Origin of the sequence: Klebsiella sp. JN_Kp126, from assembly GCF_033843325.1 — a bacterium.
In the GTDB taxonomy this organism is placed as follows: domain Bacteria; phylum Pseudomonadota; class Gammaproteobacteria; order Enterobacterales; family Enterobacteriaceae; genus Klebsiella; species Klebsiella michiganensis.
Genome location: NZ_JAWXQV010000095.1, coordinates 30,825 through 52,687, shown reverse-complemented (window position 1 = coordinate 52,687; position 21,863 = coordinate 30,825). Strand labels below are relative to the sequence as shown.

Annotated in this window: 19 protein-coding genes and 2 tRNA genes; 18 read left to right on the top strand and 3 right to left on the bottom strand. The window is 53.5% G+C overall.

Annotated elements, in window-relative coordinates:
- Window positions 1–12: 12 nt before the first annotated feature.
- The 7 genes from rlmE (at window position 13) to SIK97_RS26835 (ending at window position 6,158) form a co-directional block, all read left to right on the top strand.
- Window positions 13–642: a 23S rRNA (uridine(2552)-2'-O)-methyltransferase RlmE gene (gene rlmE, locus SIK97_RS26865; RefSeq protein WP_004106110.1), complete on the top strand. Its 630-nt coding sequence runs from the start codon at window positions 13–15 to the stop codon at window positions 640–642.
- Between the two features lie 99 nt (window positions 643–741).
- Window positions 742–2,676 carry an ATP-dependent zinc metalloprotease FtsH gene (gene ftsH / locus SIK97_RS26860; RefSeq protein WP_004854549.1) on the top strand — a complete coding sequence of 645 codons (1,935 nt, stop codon included), beginning with the start codon at window positions 742–744 and terminating at the stop codon, window positions 2,674–2,676.
- A 98-nt stretch (window positions 2,677–2,774) separates the two neighbouring features.
- Window positions 2,775–3,623: a dihydropteroate synthase gene (gene folP / locus SIK97_RS26855; RefSeq protein WP_014226978.1), complete on the top strand. Its 849-nt coding sequence runs from the start codon at window positions 2,775–2,777 to the stop codon at window positions 3,621–3,623.
- Window positions 3,616–4,953 (top strand): phosphoglucosamine mutase, encoded by a 1,338-nt coding sequence (glmM, locus tag SIK97_RS26850; RefSeq protein WP_057173181.1) that lies wholly within the window; start codon window positions 3,616–3,618, stop codon window positions 4,951–4,953. The genes folP and glmM overlap by 8 nt, the downstream gene beginning before the upstream one ends.
- 229 nt (window positions 4,954–5,182) lie before the next feature.
- The gene (gene secG, locus SIK97_RS26845; RefSeq protein ID WP_004106103.1) at window positions 5,183–5,512 is read left to right on the top strand and encodes a preprotein translocase subunit SecG; all 330 of its coding nucleotides are present in this window, start codon (window positions 5,183–5,185) and stop codon (window positions 5,510–5,512) included.
- A gap of 14 nt (window positions 5,513–5,526) precedes the next feature.
- Window positions 5,527–5,613 (top strand) — tRNA-Leu (locus SIK97_RS26840).
- A gap of 149 nt (window positions 5,614–5,762) precedes the next feature.
- The gene (locus SIK97_RS26835) at window positions 5,763–6,158 is read left to right on the top strand and encodes a hypothetical protein (protein ID WP_032751474.1); all 396 of its coding nucleotides are present in this window, start codon (window positions 5,763–5,765) and stop codon (window positions 6,156–6,158) included.
- A 37-nt stretch (window positions 6,159–6,195) separates the two neighbouring features.
- Here the strand turns inward: SIK97_RS26835 and SIK97_RS26830 are convergent, their stop codons facing one another.
- The 3 genes from SIK97_RS26830 to argG form a co-directional block, all read right to left on the bottom strand.
- Window positions 6,196–6,747, bottom strand: a complete 552-nt coding sequence (locus tag SIK97_RS26830) for a YfaZ family outer membrane protein (protein WP_032751473.1) — start codon at window positions 6,745–6,747, stop codon at window positions 6,196–6,198.
- A gap of 286 nt (window positions 6,748–7,033) precedes the next feature.
- A complete protein-coding gene (locus SIK97_RS26825) occupies window positions 7,034–7,663 on the bottom strand; it encodes a winged helix-turn-helix transcriptional regulator (protein WP_032751472.1) in 630 nt (209 codons plus the stop codon).
- A gap of 165 nt (window positions 7,664–7,828) precedes the next feature.
- On the bottom strand, window positions 7,829–9,172 hold the full coding sequence (gene argG, locus SIK97_RS26820; protein WP_032751471.1) for an argininosuccinate synthase: 1,344 nt from the start codon (window positions 9,170–9,172) through the stop codon (window positions 7,829–7,831).
- Window positions 9,173–9,480: 308 nt separating this feature from the next.
- Between argG and SIK97_RS26815 the strand changes: the two genes are divergently transcribed.
- The 11 genes from SIK97_RS26815 to SIK97_RS26765 all read left to right on the top strand — a co-directional run bounded on the left by SIK97_RS26815 (window position 9,481) and on the right by SIK97_RS26765 (window position 21,807).
- A tRNA-Met gene (locus SIK97_RS26815) sits at window positions 9,481–9,557 on the top strand.
- 206 nt (window positions 9,558–9,763) lie between these two features.
- Window positions 9,764–10,216: a ribosome maturation factor RimP gene (gene rimP / locus SIK97_RS26810; RefSeq protein ID WP_004125659.1), complete on the top strand. Its 453-nt coding sequence runs from the start codon at window positions 9,764–9,766 to the stop codon at window positions 10,214–10,216.
- A gap of 27 nt (window positions 10,217–10,243) precedes the next feature.
- Entirely contained in the window at window positions 10,244–11,731 is a 1,488-nt protein-coding gene (gene nusA / locus SIK97_RS26805; protein WP_004854539.1) for a transcription termination factor NusA, read from the top strand.
- A gap of 24 nt (window positions 11,732–11,755) precedes the next feature.
- Complete coding sequence (infB, locus tag SIK97_RS26800; RefSeq protein WP_025108147.1) at window positions 11,756–14,446, top strand: translation initiation factor IF-2; 2,691 nt, start codon at window positions 11,756–11,758, stop codon at window positions 14,444–14,446.
- 91 nt (window positions 14,447–14,537) lie between these two features.
- Window positions 14,538–14,939: a 30S ribosome-binding factor RbfA gene (rbfA, locus tag SIK97_RS26795; protein WP_004106092.1), complete on the top strand. Its 402-nt coding sequence runs from the start codon at window positions 14,538–14,540 to the stop codon at window positions 14,937–14,939.
- Window positions 14,939–15,883, top strand: coding sequence for a tRNA pseudouridine(55) synthase TruB (gene truB, locus SIK97_RS26790; protein ID WP_032751469.1), 945 nt, complete (start codon window positions 14,939–14,941; stop codon window positions 15,881–15,883). Before rbfA ends, truB begins: the two co-directional genes overlap by 1 nt.
- A gap of 147 nt (window positions 15,884–16,030) precedes the next feature.
- A complete protein-coding gene (rpsO, locus tag SIK97_RS26785; protein WP_002918244.1) occupies window positions 16,031–16,300 on the top strand; it encodes a 30S ribosomal protein S15 in 270 nt (89 codons plus the stop codon).
- A gap of 241 nt (window positions 16,301–16,541) precedes the next feature.
- Window positions 16,542–18,680 carry a polyribonucleotide nucleotidyltransferase gene (gene pnp, locus SIK97_RS26780; protein ID WP_047722877.1) on the top strand — a complete coding sequence of 713 codons (2,139 nt, stop codon included), beginning with the start codon at window positions 16,542–16,544 and terminating at the stop codon, window positions 18,678–18,680.
- Between the two features lie 107 nt (window positions 18,681–18,787).
- Window positions 18,788–19,672 (top strand): lipoprotein NlpI, encoded by an 885-nt coding sequence (gene nlpI / locus SIK97_RS26775; RefSeq protein WP_004854535.1) that lies wholly within the window; start codon window positions 18,788–18,790, stop codon window positions 19,670–19,672.
- Between the two features lie 100 nt (window positions 19,673–19,772).
- The gene (gene yrbN / locus SIK97_RS26770) at window positions 19,773–19,853 is read left to right on the top strand and encodes a protein YrbN (RefSeq protein WP_085954934.1); all 81 of its coding nucleotides are present in this window, start codon (window positions 19,773–19,775) and stop codon (window positions 19,851–19,853) included.
- The gene (locus SIK97_RS26765; protein ID WP_014839626.1) at window positions 19,846–21,807 is read left to right on the top strand and encodes a DEAD/DEAH family ATP-dependent RNA helicase; all 1,962 of its coding nucleotides are present in this window, start codon (window positions 19,846–19,848) and stop codon (window positions 21,805–21,807) included. Before yrbN ends, SIK97_RS26765 begins: the two co-directional genes overlap by 8 nt.
- Window positions 21,808–21,863: the final 56 nt, after the last annotated feature.

The following is a 21,863-nucleotide window of genomic DNA, read 5'->3' as shown; positions in this document are numbered from 1 at the left end:
TGGGAATGTTAAATGACAGGTAAAAAGCGTTCTGCCAGCTCAAGTCGTTGGCTTCAGGAACACTTTAGCGATAAATATGTTCAGCAGGCACAGAAAAAGGGGTTACGTTCCCGTGCCTGGTTTAAACTTGATGAAATACAGCAAAGTGACAAGATTTTTAAACCGGGGATGACGATAGTTGACCTCGGCGCTGCACCCGGTGGCTGGTCGCAATACGCGGTTACGCAGATCGGTAACAGCGGCCGCATCATTGCTTGCGATCTTTTACCTATGGATCCAATCGTTGGTGTGGACTTCCTTCAGGGCGACTTTCGTGATGAATTAGTCCTGAAAGCGTTACTTGAGCGTGTAGGTGACAGTAAAGTACAAGTTGTCATGTCCGATATGGCGCCAAATATGTGTGGAACACCGGCGGTGGATATTCCCCGGGCCATGTATCTGGTGGAACTGGCGCTTGGAATGGCTCGTGATGTATTAGCGCCAGGTGGTAGTTTTGTAGTGAAGGTGTTCCAGGGCGAAGGCTTCGATGAGTATCTAAGAGAGATTCGCTCCCTGTTTACGAAGGTCAAAGTTCGTAAGCCGGACTCTTCTCGCGCCCGTTCGCGTGAAGTGTATATTGTAGCGACCGGGCGTAAACCATAACCGGCAGATTTCAAACGAAAGTTTGAAAGACGCTGGATATAGAGTATCCTGACGCTGTTTTTAACACAGTTGTAATATGAGGTTAATCCCTTGAGTGACATGGCGAAAAACCTAATACTCTGGCTGGTCATTGCCGTTGTGCTGATGTCAGTATTCCAGAGCTTTGGGCCCAGCGAGTCGAATGGCCGCAAGGTGGATTATTCTACCTTCCTGCAGGAGGTCAATCAGGACCAGGTTCGCGAAGCGCGTATCAACGGACGTGAGATAAACGTTACCAAGAAAGATAGTAACCGTTACACGACCTACATCCCGGTGAACGATCCTAAGCTGCTTGATAACCTTCTGACTAAAAACGTCAAGGTGGTAGGTGAGCCGCCAGAAGAGCCGAGCCTGCTGGCTTCTATCTTCATCTCCTGGTTCCCGATGCTGCTTCTTATCGGCGTCTGGATCTTCTTTATGCGCCAGATGCAGGGCGGCGGTGGCAAAGGCGCCATGTCGTTCGGTAAGAGCAAGGCGCGTATGCTAACGGAAGACCAGATCAAAACCACTTTCGCTGACGTCGCCGGTTGTGACGAAGCGAAAGAAGAAGTTGGTGAACTGGTTGAATACCTGCGCGAGCCGAGCCGTTTCCAGAAGCTGGGCGGTAAAATCCCGAAAGGCGTCCTGATGGTCGGCCCTCCGGGTACCGGTAAAACCTTGCTGGCAAAAGCCATCGCGGGTGAAGCAAAGGTACCGTTCTTTACGATTTCCGGTTCTGACTTCGTTGAAATGTTCGTCGGTGTGGGTGCATCCCGCGTGCGCGACATGTTTGAACAAGCCAAGAAAGCGGCTCCGTGCATCATCTTTATCGATGAAATCGACGCCGTGGGCCGTCAGCGTGGCGCTGGCCTGGGCGGTGGTCACGATGAACGTGAGCAGACGCTGAACCAGATGCTGGTAGAGATGGACGGCTTCGAGGGTAACGAAGGTATCATCGTTATCGCAGCAACCAACCGTCCGGACGTTCTTGACCCTGCGCTGCTGCGTCCAGGCCGCTTTGACCGTCAGGTTGTGGTCGGTCTGCCGGATGTCCGCGGTCGCGAACAGATTCTGAAAGTGCATATGCGTCGCGTACCGCTGGCGCCGGATATCGACGCGGCAATTATCGCCCGCGGTACGCCTGGCTTCTCCGGTGCTGACCTGGCAAACCTGGTGAACGAAGCTGCGCTGTTTGCCGCTCGTGGCAACAAGCGCGTTGTATCGATGGTTGAATTCGAGAAAGCGAAAGACAAAATCATGATGGGTGCGGAACGTCGCTCCATGGTGATGACGGAAGCGCAGAAAGAGTCCACCGCGTATCACGAAGCCGGTCACGCAATTATTGGTCGCCTGGTGCCGGAACACGACCCGGTGCACAAAGTGACGATTATTCCGCGCGGTCGCGCGCTGGGTGTCACCTTCTTCCTGCCTGAAGGCGACGCGATTAGCGCCAGCCGTCAGAAGCTGGAAAGCCAGATTTCTACCCTTTACGGCGGTCGTCTGGCGGAAGAGATTATCTACGGCGTAGAACATGTTTCTACCGGTGCGTCGAACGACATTAAAGTCGCGACCAACCTGGCGCGTAACATGGTGACCCAGTGGGGCTTCTCTGACAAACTCGGCCCGCTGCTGTATGCCGAAGAAGAAGGTGAAGTATTCCTTGGCCGCAGCGTTGCGAAAGCGAAGCATATGTCCGATGAAACGGCGCGTATCATCGACCAGGAAGTGAAGTCACTGATTGAGCGTAACTACAATCGTGCACGCCAGCTCCTGAACGATAATATGGACATCCTGCACGCGATGAAAGACGCGCTCATGAAATATGAGACCATCGATGCCCCGCAGATTGATGACCTGATGGCTCGCCGCGATGTTCGCCCGCCAGCTGGCTGGGAAGAACCGGGCTCGTCCAACAATTCTGACAACAATGGCACGCCTCGTGCGCCGCGTCCGGTCGATGAACCGCGTACGCCAAACCCGGGTAATACGATGTCAGAACAGCTGGGCGACAAATAAGTTAGCCGTTATTGATGCTGTTGTACTTTTCTAAAACCCCTGAGCGTTTGCTCCGGGGTTTTTCTTTTTCAATCTTTCTCTGACTCAGGGATTTAGCGATGAAACTTGTAGCCCAGGGCTCAACCCTCGATCTATCTCACCCACATGTGATGGGTATTCTTAACGTTACCCCGGATTCGTTCTCTGATGGCGGGACCCACAACACGCTGGTCGAAGCCGTGAAGCATGCCAATCTGATGATCAATGCCGGGGCGACTATCATTGATATCGGTGGGGAATCGACGCGTCCGGGGGCGGCAGATGTCAGCGTCGAGGAAGAGCTGGCGCGAGTCATTCCGACGGTAGAAGCGATTGCCCAGCGCTTTGAAGTCTGGATTTCCGTTGATACCTCAAAGCCGGAGGTGATCCGCGAGTCAGCGCGTGTTGGCGCGCATATCATCAATGATATCCGCTCGCTGACCGAACCGGGAGCGCTGGAGGCGGCGGCTGAAACGGGCTTGCCGGTGTGCCTGATGCATATGCAGGGTCAGCCGAAGACAATGCAGGATGCCCCGAAGTACGCGGACGTGTTTGCTGACGTTGAGCGCTTTTTTATCGAACATATTGTGCGTTGCGAACGGGCCGGTATCGCAAAAGATAAATTGTTGCTCGACCCGGGATTTGGTTTCGGTAAAAATCTTTCTCATAATTATGAACTGCTTGCCCGACTTGGGGAGTTCCATCATTTTGGTCTTCCGCTGCTGGTAGGCATGTCACGTAAATCGATGGTAGGTCAGTTGCTGAATGTCGGGCCGACGGAACGCCTGAATGGCAGCCTGGCTTGCGCAGTCATTGCTGCAATGCAGGGCGCGCAGATTATTCGCGTCCATGATGTCAAAGAAACGGTAGAAGCGCTGCGCGTGGTGGAAGCTACCCTGGCCGCTAAGGAAAATAAACGTTATGAGTAACCGCAAATATTTTGGTACGGATGGTATTCGTGGCCGCGTAGGCGATGCGCCAATAACGCCAGAATTTGTATTAAAGCTGGGCTGGGCGGCGGGTAAGGTGCTGGCACGCCACGGTTCACGGAAGATTATTATTGGTAAAGATACCCGTATTTCAGGGTATATGCTGGAGTCCGCGCTGGAGGCTGGACTGGCCGCCGCGGGATTATCCGCTTCTTTTACCGGCCCGATGCCAACGCCGGCAATTGCCTATCTGACGCGCACCTTCCGCGCGGAAGCCGGGATTGTGATTTCCGCTTCACATAATCCGTTTTATGACAACGGCATCAAATTCTTCTCTATCGAAGGTACCAAGCTTCCGGATGAGGTAGAAGAAGCCATTGAAGCCGAAATGGAAAAAGAGCTGACCTGCGTGGATTCCGCCGAGCTAGGTAAAGCCAGTCGTATCGTCGACGCCGCCGGTCGCTATATCGAGTTTTGCAAAGGCACTTTTCCGAACGAGCTGAGCCTCAATGCTTTGAAGGTGGTAGTCGATTGCGCTCACGGGGCGACTTATCATATTGCGCCGAATGTTTTCCGCGAGCTGGGCGCTCAGGTTATAGCGATGGGCTGTGAGCCTGATGGCCTCAACATCAATGAAGAGGTCGGGGCGACGGACGTTCGTGCTCTGCAGGCGCGCGTGCTGGCGGAGAAAGCCGACCTGGGTATTGCCTACGATGGCGATGGCGATCGGGTCATTATGGTGGACCACGAAGGCAACAAAGTCGACGGTGACCAGATCCTCTATATCATTGCCCGTGAGGGGCTACGCCAGGGGCAGCTGCGGGGCGGCGCCGTCGGGACGCTCATGAGCAACATGGGCCTTGAACTGGCGCTTAAACAGCTGGGCATTCCTTTCGTTCGCGCGAAGGTGGGCGACCGCTATGTGCTGGAGAAGCTGCAGGAGAAAGGCTGGCGCATTGGCGCAGAAAACTCCGGTCATGTGATCTTACTGGATAAAACCACGACGGGGGATGGAATTGTCGCCAGCCTGCAGGTGGTGGCGGCGATGGTGCGTAACCATATGAGCCTGCTCGACCTGTGCAGCGGAATGAAAATGTTCCCGCAGCTTCTGGTTAACGTTCGCTTTACTGAAGGTAGCGGCAACCCGCTGGAACATGAGCATGTAAAAGCAGTAACCGCGGAAGTAGAAGCGGCGCTGGGTAATCGGGGGCGCGTACTGCTGCGTAAATCAGGCACAGAGCCGCTGATTCGCGTTATGGTGGAAGGTGAGCACGAAGAGCAGGTGCACGAATTTGCCCACCGTATCGCCGATGCCGTAAAAAGCGTTTAATCTCTCTTGCTAAGTGATTAAAAAGGCGACGCCTGCCGCCTTTTTAATCGACAAAAAATCGCTTTTTGCTGTTTTTTTCCGCACTTGATACAATGCGCTGAAATTGCCCTTGCGAAGGTCATTCGCTTTGGTTAGTATTCACACCCGCTTCAGTGGGAAACGTTAAAACGTCCCGCTTTATTGGTCGAAGCACTTGGTATGCGGCAAATCCGCAAGGAACAGGTTGATTATGTACGAAGCTCTTTTAGTTGTTTTCCTTATTGTGGCAATTGGCCTTGTGGGTCTGATTATGCTGCAGCAAGGTAAAGGCGCTGATATGGGAGCCTCCTTCGGAGCAGGCGCTTCCGGCACTCTGTTTGGATCCAGCGGTTCAGGTAACTTCATGACCCGTATGACTGGTATCCTGGCTGCGCTGTTCTTCATCATCAGTCTGGCGCTGGGCAATATCAACAGCAACAAGACCAATAAAGGAAGTGAGTGGGATAACCTGAGCGCGCCGAAAACTGAGCAAACTCAGCCGACCGCGCCGGCGCAGCCGAGCAGCGACATCCCGCACTGATAAGCAGTATCCGTACCGAGGTGGTGGAATTGGTAGACACGCTACCTTGAGGTGGTAGTGCCCTAACGGGCTTGTGGGTTCGAGTCCCATCCTCGGTACCAATTTCCTGAAGAAAGACGCTGAAAAGCGTCTTTTTTGTTTTTATTTCTCCCATACGTTGTTTATTTATAAACAACACTGCGCTGGTTTAGACCCCTGCAAAATCGCTAAAGTCGTCCTCATCAATTTTTAGACGAGGTACAGTGACGCCATGCGTACTTTTCAAATAGTAATCATTGTCAGCGTATTAGGCCTGGCTGGATGTAGCCGTCATTCATCTCCTGAAACGGTTGATACCCTGAATACTATGGTTGTACCGGTGATCGTGAATTCGGAACCCGCGCAGGCGTCGGCAAAGATAGTCAGCTGTTTTCAGGATAACAGCATGCTAATCGGCAAGCTCAGCCAGTCGCTTAAAGACAACTATTTACAGGATGCGGATAATCGAGATGTCTTTAATAAAGACGGTGAAGCGTACCAGGTCTACGCTGCGTTAACCAAACTGGAGCAAATATCTTCAATGAATGATGTCTACCGTAAAGAGAACAATATCGCGGGCTTGCAGGAGATTAATAAATTGCTGAAGTCTGTCCCTTCGGTTGCATGAAATGGGGATTGCCGAACGGCAACCCCTGATTAAACGCTTAGAAGCGGAAATTGAAACCTGCATAGGCGCCATCCGCAAGTTTATTATCGCGATGGTTATGCTTGCCTGTCATATTGATGTAGCGATAACCTGCTTCAATGTTCATAGACTTAATGATATTCACCCTGACACCGGCATTCGCTTCCAGGTAATCATTTACGCCGCTGGACATGGAATCAGGGGAATAATAAGACTCGCCGAACAGAGTAACGAAGTCGCCAAGCGGTAGCTGCGCGCCTCCTCCGAGCGCGATCGCGTAGCCCTCATCCCCATCTTTCGGATTCAGGTATAGCGTTTTTCCGCCAGCCGTTAACAGAAACGGGCCGAGGTTAAAATTGTAACCCAGCCCTAATCCCGCCGTATCACCATCATTATCGCTGTGTGCCCAGTTACCGCTAACGGTCATGCCGGGGTGCTCCGCGCCAAAGCTTGCCGATAGATTGGTAAACTCTGAACCGGCTTCGCCGTGGAGGTTGAGGGAGGCGAAGGTGGTACTGCTGGCACAAAGAGCCGCGATTAGCAGTACAGGCTTTGCTGTAAATATGCGCATTTTTCATATTCCTTCGGGTAAAAAAATGCCCGATACGATTGTTCGGGCAAAATTAACGGGTTTCTGGATTAAGCATTTTTTCGCTGTTACCCAGCGCCGATGCTATACAGACGGCGCAGGTATCCGCATTCTGGCCAACCGATGAATGACGCTATCAAATAATTAATTTATCCAGCTGTCGATTGACACGGACTCCCAGCATAAAAGTATTTATCGTTCGCCGTTACCGTTTATCCGTTTAAATTTAAACGATAGCGGGAGACGGCAAAAGGAACGGGGGAAGGCGTTAAAATTTCTCAGGCAGGGAGGCGATGCTTTGTAAATAACCGCCGCGGGCATACTCGATATAGGCCCCTTTTTTCAAGGCCGATAGCACATTGAGAATGCTGCTACGGGAGAGGTGCGTTCGGTCCTGAATGTATTCCAGAATCGATACCCGCAGCCGGGTTTCCTCTGGTAACAGGATCATTTCCATTAAATGATTGCGAATCACGGAGTAAGTACGCTGCTGTAAGACTAAATCGTCACGATACACCAAATAAGAGGTATGATAGGCCAGCAGTCTGGTGACCTCTTCCCACATGTTGTGCTGACCGAATAGCTGCATCGCGATGTCGCTGTCAATCCGCAATATCTCTGAGTCAATTTCGGCGCGTAGACCATGGCTACGACTCGGTTGTAGCATTTCAGCCACGCCAAACAAGTGCGGTTCATATACCGTGACCATCAGTAACCTGTCCGATGAACGAAAAATGGAAAGGCCGCCTTTCTTGAAAAGATAGAGCTGGATTTTTCCTCTATGTTCCCAGCTTAGCCTTTTGCGAGCGACAACATTCAGCGGAGTTGCATGCGGTTCCAGCATGGCCATTAAACGATCGATATGGGCCTGTGGCCTGACGGGAGGCTTAATATTCATCGTGATCCTCTCGGAATAAGTATAAAGGTGTTCACCAATTATAGGCTGTGATTATCAAAAATTTATGTATCATCAGTTATAGCAATTAATTGGTTATCTTATTTAGGATTTATTGCGAGAGTAAAAAAGCCGGCGGGTTAAGGCCGGCTGGAACGTTTTTGCGGATTATTTATCGCGATTTTCCAGGTTTTCCACCTGCGGCAGGCCAGTGGCGGAAGACGCAGTCAACAGTCCGGACTGCGCGTAGCCAAACAGCTTATCGCGAGTATCGGTGATATCCAGGTTGCGCATCGTCAGCTGGCCGATACGATCCTCAGCGGAGAACATCGAGTCACCTTTTTCCATCGTCAGACGCTCTGCTTTATAGGTCAGATTATCAGAGACGGTATTCAGGATGGAGTAGTCGTTGCCGCGACGCAGTTCAAGCGTCACTTCGCCGGTAATTTGGCTTGCTACCCAGCGCTGCAGGCCGTCGCGCAGCATCAGCGCCTGGGAATCGAACCAGCGCCCTTGATACAGCAGCCGACCCAGCTGACGACCGTGCGCGTGGTATTGCTCAATGGTATCTTCGTTATGAATACCGGTCAGCAGACGCTCATAGGCAATATGCAGCAGCGCCATTCCCGGGGCTTCATAGATGCCGCGGCTCTTCGCTTCGATGATACGGTTTTCGATCTGATCGCTCATACCCAGACCATGACGGCCGCCGATGCGGTTAGCCTCCAGCATCAGTTCAACGTCATCGCTAAAGGTCTGCCCGTTCAGCGCAACCGGATGGCCCTGTTCAAAGCGAACGGTGACTTCTTCCGCAGGGATTTTGACGCTTTCATCCCAGAACTTGACGCCCATAATCGGGTTCACAATCTTGACGCTGGAGTTCAGGAATTCAAGATCTTTAGCTTCGTGCGTCGCGCCCAGCATATTGGAGTCAGTTGAGTAGGCTTTTTCAACGGACATTTTATAGTCAAACCCGCAGGAGATCATAAACTCTGACATCTCCTGGCGGCCGCCTAACTCGTCGATAAAGTCGCTATCCAGCCACGGTTTGTAAATTTTCAGCTCAGCGTTGGTCAGCAGGCCGTAACGATAGAAACGTTCGATATCGTTGCCTTTATAGGTACTCCCGTCGCCCCAGATGTTAACACCGTCTTCCTTCATTGCGGCGACCAGCATGGTACCAGTCACTGCGCGGCCCAGCGGCGTAGTATTAAAGTAGGTCAACCCGCCGGTGGTGTTATGAAATGCGCCGCACTGGATCGCGGCAATGCCTTCCGCAACCAGCTGCTTACGGCAGTCGATCAGACGAGCCCCTTCAGCACCATACTCTTTGGCACGACGAGGAATGGCCTCGTAATCGTCTTCGTCTGGCTGTCCCAGATTGGCGGTATATGCATAAGGGACTGCTCCCTTTTTACGCATCCACAGCAGCGCGGCGCTGGTATCCAGCCCACCAGAAAAAGCAATACCAATACGTTGGCCAACCGGGAGATGCTTGAGAATCGTCGTCATAAAATAAAACCCTGCTAGATAGACTGTGGTGAGTTTGACTCAACAATCTTTATTGCATGTTTATGCATTAATTGTGAGTTTTCATTTAATCATCTTTTGCTGGCGACAGGAAGAGGCTGAGCCGCTTTTTGCCAAAAAACCCAGAAATACCAGCATGAACCGAAACCTGGCAATGTGAAATTCATGTTGACAAAATATATGAAGTATCAATACAATTCACTACGATTTTATGTCCCGTCTCTCGGTACCAAATCCCAGCAGTATTTGCGTCTTTTACTCAAAACGAGTAAAATATGCCACGTTTCAGGCGCGGGGTGGAGCAGCCTGGTAGCTCGTCGGGCTCATAACCCGAAGGTCGTCGGTTCAAATCCGGCCCCCGCAACCACTTTCCCATTAAGTACTTTTTCAAATATACTGTGAGGACCGGGTCCTTCGTAGACGAATTTGAAAGAATTCTTCTGGAAAGTGTTCCAGATCGCAGTTGCGATCTCAGGGTTCAGTTATCTAAAGCCCCGATTTATCGGGGTTTTTTGTTATCTGACTTCAGAATAACTGGGCTATACGCCCTTTTTTTATGTCTTGGGGGTGGGTTTGTCCACATTAGAGCAAAAATTAACAGAGATGCTCACAGCGCCAGTTGAAGCGCTTGGCTTTGAGCTGGTCGGCATCGAATTTATTCGCGGTCGCACGTCCACACTGCGCATCTATATTGATAGTGAAGATGGCATCAATGTTGATGATTGTGCTGATGTGAGCCACCAGGTCAGTGCTGTTATGGACGTAGAAGACCCGATTACAGTCGCTTATAACCTGGAAGTTTCTTCTCCAGGTCTCGATCGTCCTATGTTTACCGCCGAGCACTATGAGCGTTTCATCGGCGAAGAAGTTTCGCTGGTTTTGCGCATGGCGGTACAGAACCGACGCAAATGGCAGGGCCTTATCAAAGCGGTAGACGGTGAGATGATCACGGTAACCGTCGAAGGCAAAGATGAAGTGTTCGCGCTGAGTAACATCCAGAAGGCGAACCTGGTTCCCCACTTTTAACAGTCTGGATTGAGGTGAAAGGCCCCGATGAACAAAGAAATTTTGGCTGTTGTTGAAGCCGTTTCCAACGAAAAGGCGCTGCCGCGTGAGAAAATTTTCGAAGCGTTGGAAAGTGCGCTAGCAACGGCTACCAAGAAAAAATATGAGCAAGAGATCGACGTTCGCGTAGAAATCGATCGTAAAAGCGGTGATTTCGACACATTCCGTCGCTGGCTGGTTGTTGAAGAAGTGACCCAGCCGACTCGCGAAATCACGCTGGAAGCTGCGCGTTTCGAAGATGAAAGCATGAATCCTGGCGATTACGTCGAAGACCAGATTGAGTCTGTCACCTTTGACCGTATCACTACGCAGACCGCGAAGCAGGTTATCGTACAAAAAGTACGTGAAGCCGAACGCGCAATGGTCGTCGATCAGTTCCGTGAGCACGAAGGTGAAATCATCACGGGCGTAGTGAAGAAAGTGAACCGCGACAATATTACGCTGGATCTGGGCAACAACGCTGAAGCCGTGATCCTGCGCGAAGACATGCTGCCGCGTGAGAACTTCCGTCCGGGTGACCGTATCCGCGGCGTACTGTACGCAGTTCGTCCGGAAGCGCGTGGCGCGCAGCTGTTCGTGACTCGCTCCAAGCCGGAAATGCTGGTTGAACTGTTCCGCATTGAAGTTCCGGAAATCGGTGAAGAAGTTCTCGAAATTAAAGCGGCGGCTCGCGATCCTGGCTCTCGTGCCAAAATCGCGGTTAAAACCAACGACAAGCGCATCGATCCGGTTGGCGCCTGCGTCGGTATGCGCGGCGCGCGCGTTCAGGCAGTCTCGACTGAGCTGGGCGGCGAGCGTATCGATATCGTGCTGTGGGACGATAACCCGGCGCAGTTTGTCATTAACGCCATGGCTCCGGCTGACGTCGCATCTATCGTGGTAGATGAAGACAAGCACACCATGGATATCGCAGTAGAAGCGGGCAACCTGGCGCAGGCCATTGGCCGTAACGGTCAGAACGTCCGTCTGGCGTCTCAGCTGAGCGGCTGGGAACTCAACGTCATGACCGTTGATGACCTCCAGGCTAAGCATCAGGCTGAAGCCCATGCAGCGATTGATACCTTCACTAAATATCTTGATATTGATGAAGATTTCGCCACGCTGCTGGTTGAAGAAGGTTTCGCCACTCTGGAAGAGCTGGCCTATGTGCCAATGAAAGAACTGCTGGAAATTGACGGTCTGGATGAAGCGACCGTTGAAGCACTTCGTGAGCGGGCGAAAAACGCGCTGACCACGCTGGCGCTGGCCAAAGAAGAGAGCCTGGGTGACAGCAAACCTGCCGACGATCTGTTGAATCTGGAAGGTTTGGATCGCGCTCTGGCATTCACCCTGGCCGCCCGTGGTGTTTGTACGCTGGAAGATCTCGCCGAGCAGGGCATTGATGATCTGGCTGATATCGAAGGCTTGACCGACGAGAAAGCCGGAGAACTTATCATGGCCGCTCGTAATATTTGTTGGTTCGGCGACGAAGCGTAATAAACTGTAGCAGGAAGGAACAGCATGACAGATGTGACCATTAAAGCGCTGGCCTCAGAGATTCAGACCTCTGTGGATCGCCTGATACAGCAATTTGCTGATGCAGGGATCCGCAAATCGGCTGATGATTCTGTGACCGCGCAAGAGAAGCAAACCTTGTTGACGCACCTGAACCGTGAACACGGCTCAGCGCCCGACAAGCTGACGCTGCAGCGCAAAACGCGCAGCACGTTAAATATTCCGGGTACCGGTGGAAAGAGTAAGTCGGTACAAATCGAAGTCCGCAAGAAACGCACCTTTGTGAAACGCGATCCGCAAGAGGCCGAACGCCTTGCCGCGGAAGAGCAGGCGCAGCGTGAAGCGGAAGAGCAAGCCCGTCGTGAGGCAGAAGAAGCTGCCAAACGCGAGGCGCAATTAAAAGCTGAACGTGAGGCCGCAGAACAAGCGAAACGTGAACTCGCCGATAAAGCGAAACGTGAAGCCGCGGAAAAAGACAAAGTGAGCAATCAACAAACCGACGATATGACCAAAACCGCCCAGGCTGAAAAGCAACGCCGCGAAAACGAAGCTGCGGAGCTGAAGCGCAAATCGGAAGAAGAAGCACGCCGCAAACTTGAAGAAGAAGCGCGCCGTGTAGCGGAAGAAGCACGCCGTATGGCTCAAGAAAATGAAAAGAACTGGACTGAAGCGCCAGAAACCCCTGAAGAGACCACTGACTATCACGTAACGACTTCTCAGCATGCGCGTCAGGCTGAAGACGATAACGATCGTGAAGTTGAAGGCGGTCGCGGCCGTGGACGTAATGCGAAAGCAGCGCGTCCGGCTAAGAAAGGCAACAAACACGCTGAATCGAAAGCCGATCGTGAAGAAGCCCGTGCGGCCGTTCGCGGCGGTAAAGGTGGCAAGCATCGTAAAGGTTCTGCTCTGCAGCAAGGCTTCCAGAAGCCGGCTCAGGCGGTTAACCGTGATGTTATCATCGGCGAAACCATCACCGTTGGCGATCTGGCCAACAAGATGGCCGTCAAAGGTTCTCAGGTCATCAAAGCGATGATGAAGCTGGGCGCCATGGCGACGATTAACCAGGTCATCGACCAGGAAACCGCACAACTGGTTGCCGAAGAGATGGGCCACAAAGTTATCCTGCGTCGTGAAAACGAGCTGGAAGAAGCGGTAATGAGCGACCGTGACACCGGCGCTGCGGCTGAACCGCGCGCACCGGTTGTGACCATCATGGGTCACGTTGACCACGGTAAAACCTCTCTGCTGGACTACATTCGTTCAACGAAAGTGGCCTCTGGCGAAGCGGGCGGCATTACCCAGCACATCGGTGCGTACCACGTCGAAACCGACAACGGTATGATCACCTTCCTGGATACCCCGGGTCACGCCGCGTTTACCTCTATGCGTGCTCGTGGTGCGCAGGCGACGGATATCGTGGTTCTGGTTGTGGCGGCAGACGACGGCGTAATGCCGCAGACTATCGAAGCTATCCAGCACGCGAAAGCGGCGCAGGTACCTCTGGTGGTTGCGGTGAACAAAATCGATAAGCCGGAAGCGGACCTGGATCGCGTTAAAAACGAGCTCTCTCAGTACGGCGTTATGCCGGAAGAGTGGGGTGGCGAAGCGCAGTTCATCCCTGTATCCGCTAAAGCCGGTACCGGTATTGACGATCTGCTGAATGCTATCCTGCTGCAGGCTGAAGTTCTGGAGCTGAAAGCGGTTCGCAACGGTATGGCGAGCGGCGCGGTTATCGAATCTTTCCTCGATAAAGGTCGTGGTCCGGTTGCCACCGTTCTGGTACGCGAAGGTACGCTGCATAAAGGCGACATCGTCCTGTGCGGTTTCGAATACGGTCGCGTTCGTGCGATGCGTAACGAACTGGGTCAGGAAGTGCTGGAAGCGGGTCCGTCCATTCCGGTGGAAATCCTTGGCCTGTCAGGTGTACCGGCTGCCGGTGACGAAGTGACCGTTGTGCGTGACGAGAAAAAAGCACGTGAAGTTGCGCTGTATCGTCAGGGTAAATTCCGTGAAGTTAAACTGGCTCGTCAGCAGAAATCTAAGCTTGAGAACATGTTCGCCAACATGACCGAAGGCGAAGTTCACGAAGTGAACATCGTCCTCAAAGCGGACGTGCAGGGCTCTGTGGAAGCGATCTCCGACTCCTTGCTGAAACTGTCTACCGACGAAGTGAAAGTGAAGATTATCGGTTCCGGCGTAGGTGGTATCACCGAAACCGACGCGACCCTGGCAGCCGCATCCAACGCGATTCTGGTTGGCTTCAACGTACGTGCTGATGCATCCGCACGTAAAGTTATCGACGCGGAAAGCCTGGATCTGCGCTACTACTCCGTCATCTACCATCTGATCGACGAAGTGAAAGCAGCGATGAGCGGCATGCTGTCTCCGGAACTGAAACAGCAGATCATTGGTCTGGCTGAAGTCCGTGATGTGTTCAAATCGCCGAAATTCGGCGCCATCGCAGGCTGTATGGTTACCGAAGGTACGATCAAGCGTCATAACCCAATCCGCGTCCTGCGCGACAACGTGGTTATCTATGAAGGCGAGCTGGAATCCCTGCGCCGCTTCAAAGATGACGTTAACGAAGTTCGTAACGGTATGGAGTGTGGTATCGGCGTTAAGAACTACAACGACGTTCGCGTTGGCGATATGATCGAAGTATTCGAAATCATCGAGATTCAACGTACCATCGATTAATCGTTTAGTAGGCCGGGGAAGCGCAGCGCCACCCGGTTATACAAAATTAAAGGGGGCCGCGTGGCCCCCTTATTTGTCTGGAGAATTTATTATGGCGAAAGAATTTGGTCGCCCGCAGCGCGTGGCCCAGGAGATGCAAAAAGAGATCGCAATCATCCTGCAGCGCGAAATTAAAGACCCGCGTCTGGGCATGATGACGACCGTTTCAGGCGTTGAAATGTCCCGCGACCTGGCCTATGCCAAAGTGTTTGTGACCTTCCTGAACGACAAAGACGAAGCCGCCGTGAAAGCGGGGATCAAGGCTTTGCAGGAAGCATCTGGTTTTATCCGCTCGCTGCTGGGCAAAGCGATGCGCCTGCGTATCGTGCCGGAACTGACTTTCTTCTACGACAATTCATTAGTCGAAGGGATGCGCATGTCGAACCTGGTGACCAGCGTGGTAAAACATGACGATGAACGTCGTGTGAACCCGGACGACAGTAAGGAGGACTAATGAGTCGTCCTCGTCGTCGCGGCCGTGACGTGCATGGCGTACTGTTGCTGGATAAACCGCAGGGCGCATCCAGCAACGACGTGCTGCAGAAAGTTAAGCGGCTTTATAATGCTAATCGGGCAGGGCACACCGGGGCGCTGGATCCGCTGGCGACCGGTATGCTGCCGATTTGCCTCGGGGAAGCGACAAAGTTTTCCCAGTATCTGCTCGATTCTGACAAGCGCTACCGCGTGATTGCCAGGCTTGGCCAGCGCACCGATACCTCTGATGCCGATGGCCAGGTGGTGGAAGAGCGTCCGCTGACTTTTAGCCCGGAGCTGCTGGCGGCAGCGCTCGACGGCTTCCGTGGCGAAACCCAGCAGGTACCGTCGATGTATTCGGCGCTGAAATACCAGGGGAAAAAGCTGTACGAATATGCCCGACAGGGGATTGAAGTACCGCGTGAATCCCGGCCGATTACGGTGTACGAGCTGCTGTTTATTCGCCATGAGGGGACGGAGCTCGAGCTGGAGATTCACTGCTCGAAAGGCACCTACATTCGCACGATTATTGATGACTTAGGCGAGAAACTCGGGTGCGGCGCGCACGTCATTTTCCTGCGTCGCCTGGCGGTCAGTAAATATCCCGTCGAACGGATGGTGACGCTGGAGCAGCTACAGGCGCTTGTCGAACAAGCAAATGCGCAGGATATTCCCGCAGCCCAGCTGCTGGACCCGCTGCTGATGCCGATGGACAGTCCGGCTTCGGATTACCCGCTGGTGAATATTCCGGAAACCTCGGCCGTCTACTTTAAAAACGGTAACCCGGTGCGGACATCGGGCGCGCCGCTGCAGGGGCTGGTTCGCGTTACTGAAGGCGCTGAAGAGAAGTTTCTTGGTATGGGTGAGATGGATGATGAAGGCCGCGTGGCGCCTCGTCGTCTGGTGGTTGAATACCCTGTCTGAGCGCTTTCCTTGCGATAAAAGGCTGCTGCGAGTAGAATATCGCCGCTTAACACTCGCCAACGTGTTTTAACATTTGCGAGCGTTATATCAGGGGTTGCTGAATTAGAGATCGGCACCCTTTCTTTCTTTTAATTTTGGAGTTCGAAAATGTCTCTAAGCGTTGAAGCTAAAGCAAAAATCGTTTCTGAGTTCGGTCGTGGCGAAAACGACAGCGGTTCTACTGAAGTTCAGGTTGCACTGCTGACTGCACAGATCAACCACCTGCAGGGTCACTTTGCAGAGCACAAAAAAGATCACCACAGCCGTCGTGGTCTGCTGCGCATGGTTTCTCAGCGTCGTAAACTGCTCGACTACCTGAAACGTAAAGATGTTGCACGTTACTCTGCGCTGATCGAGCGTCTGGGTCTGCGTCGCTAATTCTGCGAGTTTCAGAAGAAGGGGCCTCACGGCCCCTTTTTTCGACCGGGCGGCAGCAATTCATTAAAAACTCATGTATTGTTGCTATTAATGATCTTCATGCAGAGGTTCGCGCGGCTAATGAGAGGCTTGACTCGCAGGGGCGGGTAAAGGTTGTCATTAGTCGCGAGGATGCAGAAGATCGGGTCATACGATGTCTTATCGTGGATTTGACATCATCTATAGATAAAAGGATAGAATTTTGCTTAATCCGATCGTTCGTAAATTCCAGTACGGCCAACATACCGTAACGCTGGAGACCGGCATGATGGCGCGCCAGGCAACTGCCGCCGTTATGGTTAGCATGGATGACACCGCGGTATTCGTTACCGTTGTGGGCCAGAAAAAAGCGAAGCCAGGCCAGGATTTCTTCCCGCTGACCGTTAACTATCAAGAGCGTACCTACGCTGCAGGTAAAATCCCGGGTGGTTTCTTCCGTCGTGAAGGCCGTCCGAGCGAAGGCGAAACCCTGATCGCGCGTCTGATTGACCGCCCGGTTCGCCCGCTGTTCCCGGAAGGCTTCGTTAACGAAGTTCAGGTTATCGCGACCGTGGTTTCCGTTAACCCGCAGGTTAACCCGGATATCGTCGCGATGATCGGCGCTTCCGCAGCGCTGTCCCTGTCCGGTATTCCGTTCAACGGCCCAATTGGCGCCGCTCGCGTGGGTTATATTAATGACCAGTACGTGCTGAACCCGACCCAGGAAGAGCTGAAGTCCAGCAAACTGGATCTGGTTGTCGCAGGTACCGAAGCCGCAGTACTGATGGTTGAATCCGAAGCTGAACTGCTGAGCGAAGACCAGATGCTGGGCGCGGTCGTGTTTGGTCACGACCAGCAGCAGGTGGTTATTCAGAACATCAACGATCTGGTGAAAGAAGCCGGTAAGCCGCGCTGGGACTGGCAGCCGGAAGTGGTTGATGCGGCGCTGAACGCGCGCGTTGCCGCGCTGGCTGAATCTCGCCTGAGCGATGCTTACCGTATCACCGATAAACAGGAGCGCTATGCTCAGGTTGACGTGATCAAATCTGAAACTATCGCGACCCTGGTTGCGGAAGATGAAGCTCTGGACGCTAACGAACTGGGCGAAATCCTGCACGCAATCGAGAAAAACGTGGTGCGTAGCCGCGTACTGGCCGGTGAGCCGCGTATCGATGGTCGTGAAAAAGATATGATTCGTGGTCTGGACGTTCGTACCGGCGTTCTACCGCGTACCCACGGTTCCGCACTGTTTACCCGTGGCGAAACTCAGGCGCTGGTTACCGCGACCCTGGGCACCGCACGCGACGCGCAGAACATCGATGAACTGATGGGCGAGCGCACGGACTCCTTCCTGTTCCACTATAACTTCCCTCCGTACTCCGTAGGCGAAACGGGAATGGTCGGTTCTCCGAAGCGTCGTGAAATCGGTCACGGTCGTCTGGCTAAGCGCGGCGTACTGGCCGTGATGCCGACTATCGAAGAGTTCCCGTACACCGTTCGCGTGGTTTCTGAAATCACCGAATCTAATGGCTCCTCCTCCATGGCTTCCGTCTGTGGCGCTTCTCTGGCTCTGATGGACGCAGGCGTGCCGGTGAAAGCCGCCGTTGCGGGTATCGCAATGGGTCTGGTGAAAGAAGGCGACAACTTCGTTGTACTGTCTGACATTCTGGGCGATGAAGATCACCTGGGCGATATGGACTTCAAAGTAGCGGGTTCCCGCGAAGGTATCTCTGCTCTGCAGATGGATATCAAAATTGAAGGTATCACCAAAGAGATCATGCAGGTTGCTCTGAACCAGGCTAAAGGTGCGCGTCTGCACATCCTGGGCGTGATGGAACAGGCGATTAACGCGCCGCGCGGCGATATCTCTGAATTCGCACCGCGTATCCACACGATCAAGATCAGTCCGGACAAAATCAAAGACGTTATCGGTAAGGGCGGTTCCGTTATTCGTGCGCTGACCGAAGAAACCGGCACCACTATCGAAATCGAAGATGACGGTACCGTGAAGATCGCGGCAACTGACGGCGACAAAGCGCAGCACGCGATTCGTCGTATCGAAGAGATCACCGCTGAGATCGAAGTTGGCCGTATCTATAACGGTAAAGTGACCCGTATCGTTGACTTTGGCGCGTTTGTTGCCATTGGCGGCGGTAAAGAAGGTCTGGTTCACATCTCTCAAATCGCCGACAAGCGCGTTGAAAAAGTGACCGACTATCTGCAGATGGGTCAGGAAGTGCCGGTTAAGGTTCTGGAAGTTGACCGTCAGGGCCGTGTCCGTCTGAGCATCAAAGAAGCAACTGAACAAACTCAGCCTGCGGCTGCGCCGGAAGCTCCGGCTGCCGAACCGCAGGGCGAGTAAGGTTGCCGTTTGCCCTCCGCATTGCGGAGGGCGCATTGCGGGCAGGACGCCCTGTTTGCAGCCGGGGAACTGGACGTTCATCCAATCGTTGTCTTCGGGAGTGGGAAATGAAGCCTTTTTTGCGCTGGTGTTTCGTGGCGACAGCTCTCACGCTGGCAGGATGCAGCAACTCTGCCTGGCGTAAGGACGCAGTCCTCGCGGTGCCATTGCAACCGACTTTGCAGCAGGAAGTGATTCTGGCGCGCATGGAACAAATTCTTGCCAGTCGGGCTTTAACCGATGACGAACGCGCACAGCTTTTATATGAGCGCGGAGTGTTGTATGATAGTCTCGGTCTGAGGGCATTAGCGCGAAATGATTTTTCACAAGCGCTGGCAATCCGACCGGATATGCCTGAAGTATTCAATTACTTAGGCATTTACTTAACGCAGGCAGGCAATTTTGATGCTGCCTATGAAGCGTTTGATTCTGTACTTGAGCTTGATCCAACTTACAACTACGCGCACTTAAATCGCGGTATCGCCCTGTATTACGGCGGTCGCGCTAAGTTAGCGCAAGATGATCTGCTGGCGTTTTATCAAGACGATCCCAATGATCCTTTCCGAAGCCTGTGGCTTTATCTCGCCGAGCGTCAGCTCGATGAGAAGCAGGCGCTTGAAGCGCTGAGACAGCGCTTAAACAAGTCGGATAAAGAACAATGGGGATGGAACATTGTCGGGTTCTACCTTGGCGACATTAGCGAAAAAGAGCTAATGGACCGTCTGAAGGCAGACGCAACGGATAACACCTCGCTCGCTGAGCATCTCAGTGAAACCAACTTCTATTTAGGTAAGTACTACCTAAGTCTGGGGGACAAGGACAGCGCTACGGCACTGTTCAAACTGGCGGTCGCAAACAACGTTCATAACTACGTTGAGCACCGATACGCATTGTTGGAATTATCGCTCTTGGGCCAGGAGCAAGATGACCTGGCAGAATCGGACCAGCAATAGCTGACGAACACATCAGCCCTTTTTTGATTGCCATCACCTTTGCGGGTGAGGGCGTTGTTGTTCGTTAATACACCTACTTTGAGCCGGTTCACACTTTTCAATGAAAATTACCGAAAATTTTCACGATGAGTTATGTAGACTGGCCGCCATTAATTTTGAGGCACACGTACTACATGGCTGAATTCGAAACCACTTTTGCAGATCTGGGCCTGAAGGCTCCCATCCTTGAAGCGCTTAACGATCTGGGTTACGAAAAACCATCTCCGATCCAGGCTGAGTGCATTCCGCATCTGCTGGGCGGCCGCGACGTTCTGGGTATGGCCCAGACGGGTAGCGGTAAAACCGCAGCGTTCTCTTTACCGCTGCTGAACAACATCGATCCTGAGCTGAGAGCACCGCAGATTCTGGTGCTGGCGCCGACCCGCGAACTGGCGGTACAGGTTGCTGAAGCAATGACGGAATTCTCTAAACATATGCGCGGCGTAAACGTGGTTGCCCTGTACGGCGGCCAGCGTTATGACGTGCAGCTGCGCGCGCTGCGTCAGGGGCCGCAAATCGTTGTCGGTACCCCGGGTCGTCTGCTGGACCACCTGAAACGCGGTACGCTGGATCTCTCTAAGCTGAGCGGTCTGGTTCTGGATGAAGCTGACGAAATGCTGCGCATGGGCTTCATCGAAGACGTAGAAACCATTATGGCGCAGATCCCGGAGGGTCATCAGACCGCTCTGTTCTCTGCCACCATGCCGGAAGCCATTCGCCGTATTACCCGCCGCTTTATGAAAGAGCCGCAGGAAGTGCGCATCCAGTCGAGCGTAACAACTCGCCCGGACATCAGCCAGAGCTACTGGACTGCTTACGGTATGCGTAAAAACGAAGCGCTGGTGCGTTTCCTGGAAGCGGAAGATTTTGATGCGGCGATTATCTTCGTTCGTACCAAAAACGCGACCCTGGAAGTGGCCGAAGCGCTGGAGCGTAGCGGTTATAGCAGCGCTGCGCTGAACGGCGACATGAATCAGTCCCTGCGTGAGCAGACTCTGGAGCGTCTGAAAGACGGTCGTCTGGATATCCTGATTGCAACCGACGTTGCGGCCCGTGGCCTGGACGTTGAGCGTATCAGCCTGGTGGTTAACTACGATATCCCGATGGATTCCGAGTCTTACGTTCACCGTATCGGCCGTACCGGTCGTGCGGGTCGTGCTGGCCGCGCGCTGCTGTTCGTTGAGAACCGCGAGCGTCGTCTGCTGCGCAATATCGAACGTACGATGAAGCTGACCATTCCGGAAGTTGAACTGCCGAACGCAGAACTGCTGGGCAAACGCCGTCTGGAAAAATTCGCGGCGAAAGTTCAGCAGCAGCTGGAAAGCAGCGATCTGGATCAGTACCGTGCACTGCTGGCGAAAATCCAGCCGTCTGCCGAAGGCGAAGAGCTGGACGTGGAAACGCTGGCCGCCGCGCTGCTGAAAATGGCTCAGGGCGAACGTCCGCTGATCCTGCCGCCGGATGCGCCTATGCGTCCTAAGCGCGAGTTCCGCGACCGTGACGATCGTTTCGAACGTCGCGGCGACCGTAACGACCGTGGCCCGCGCGGCGACCGTCCGGAACGCAGCGGCGAAGATCGTCCGAAGCGTGAGCGTCGTGACGTTGGCGATATGGAACTGTACCGTATTGAAGTGGGCCGTGATGACGGCGTTGAAGTTCGTCACATCGTTGGCGCAATTGCTAACGAAGGCGACATCAGCAGCCGTTACATCGGTAACATCAAGCTGTTTGGTTCTCACTCCACCATCGAACTGCCGAAAGGCATGCCGGGCGAAGTGCTGCAGCACTTTACGCGTACCCGCATCCTGAACAAGCCGATGAACATGCAGCTGCTGGGCGATGCTCAGCCGCGTCCTGAACGCAGCGGCGAACGTCGTGGCGGCGGTGAGCGTCGTGAAGGCGGTCGTAGCTTCGGCGGCGGTGAACGTCGTGAAGGCCGTGGTTTCGGCGGTGAGCGTCGCGAAGGCGGCCGTGGTGAAGGTCGTCGTTTCAGCGGCGAACGTCGTGAAGGTGGCCGCGCGCCGCGCCGCGATGATGCTTCAGCTCCGCGTCGCGATGACTCCGCAGGTCGTCGTCGTTTCGGTGGCGATGCATAATTAGCGCTTTCCGCTAACGTAAAGTAAACGATACAGCCCCGATCTTTATGATTGGG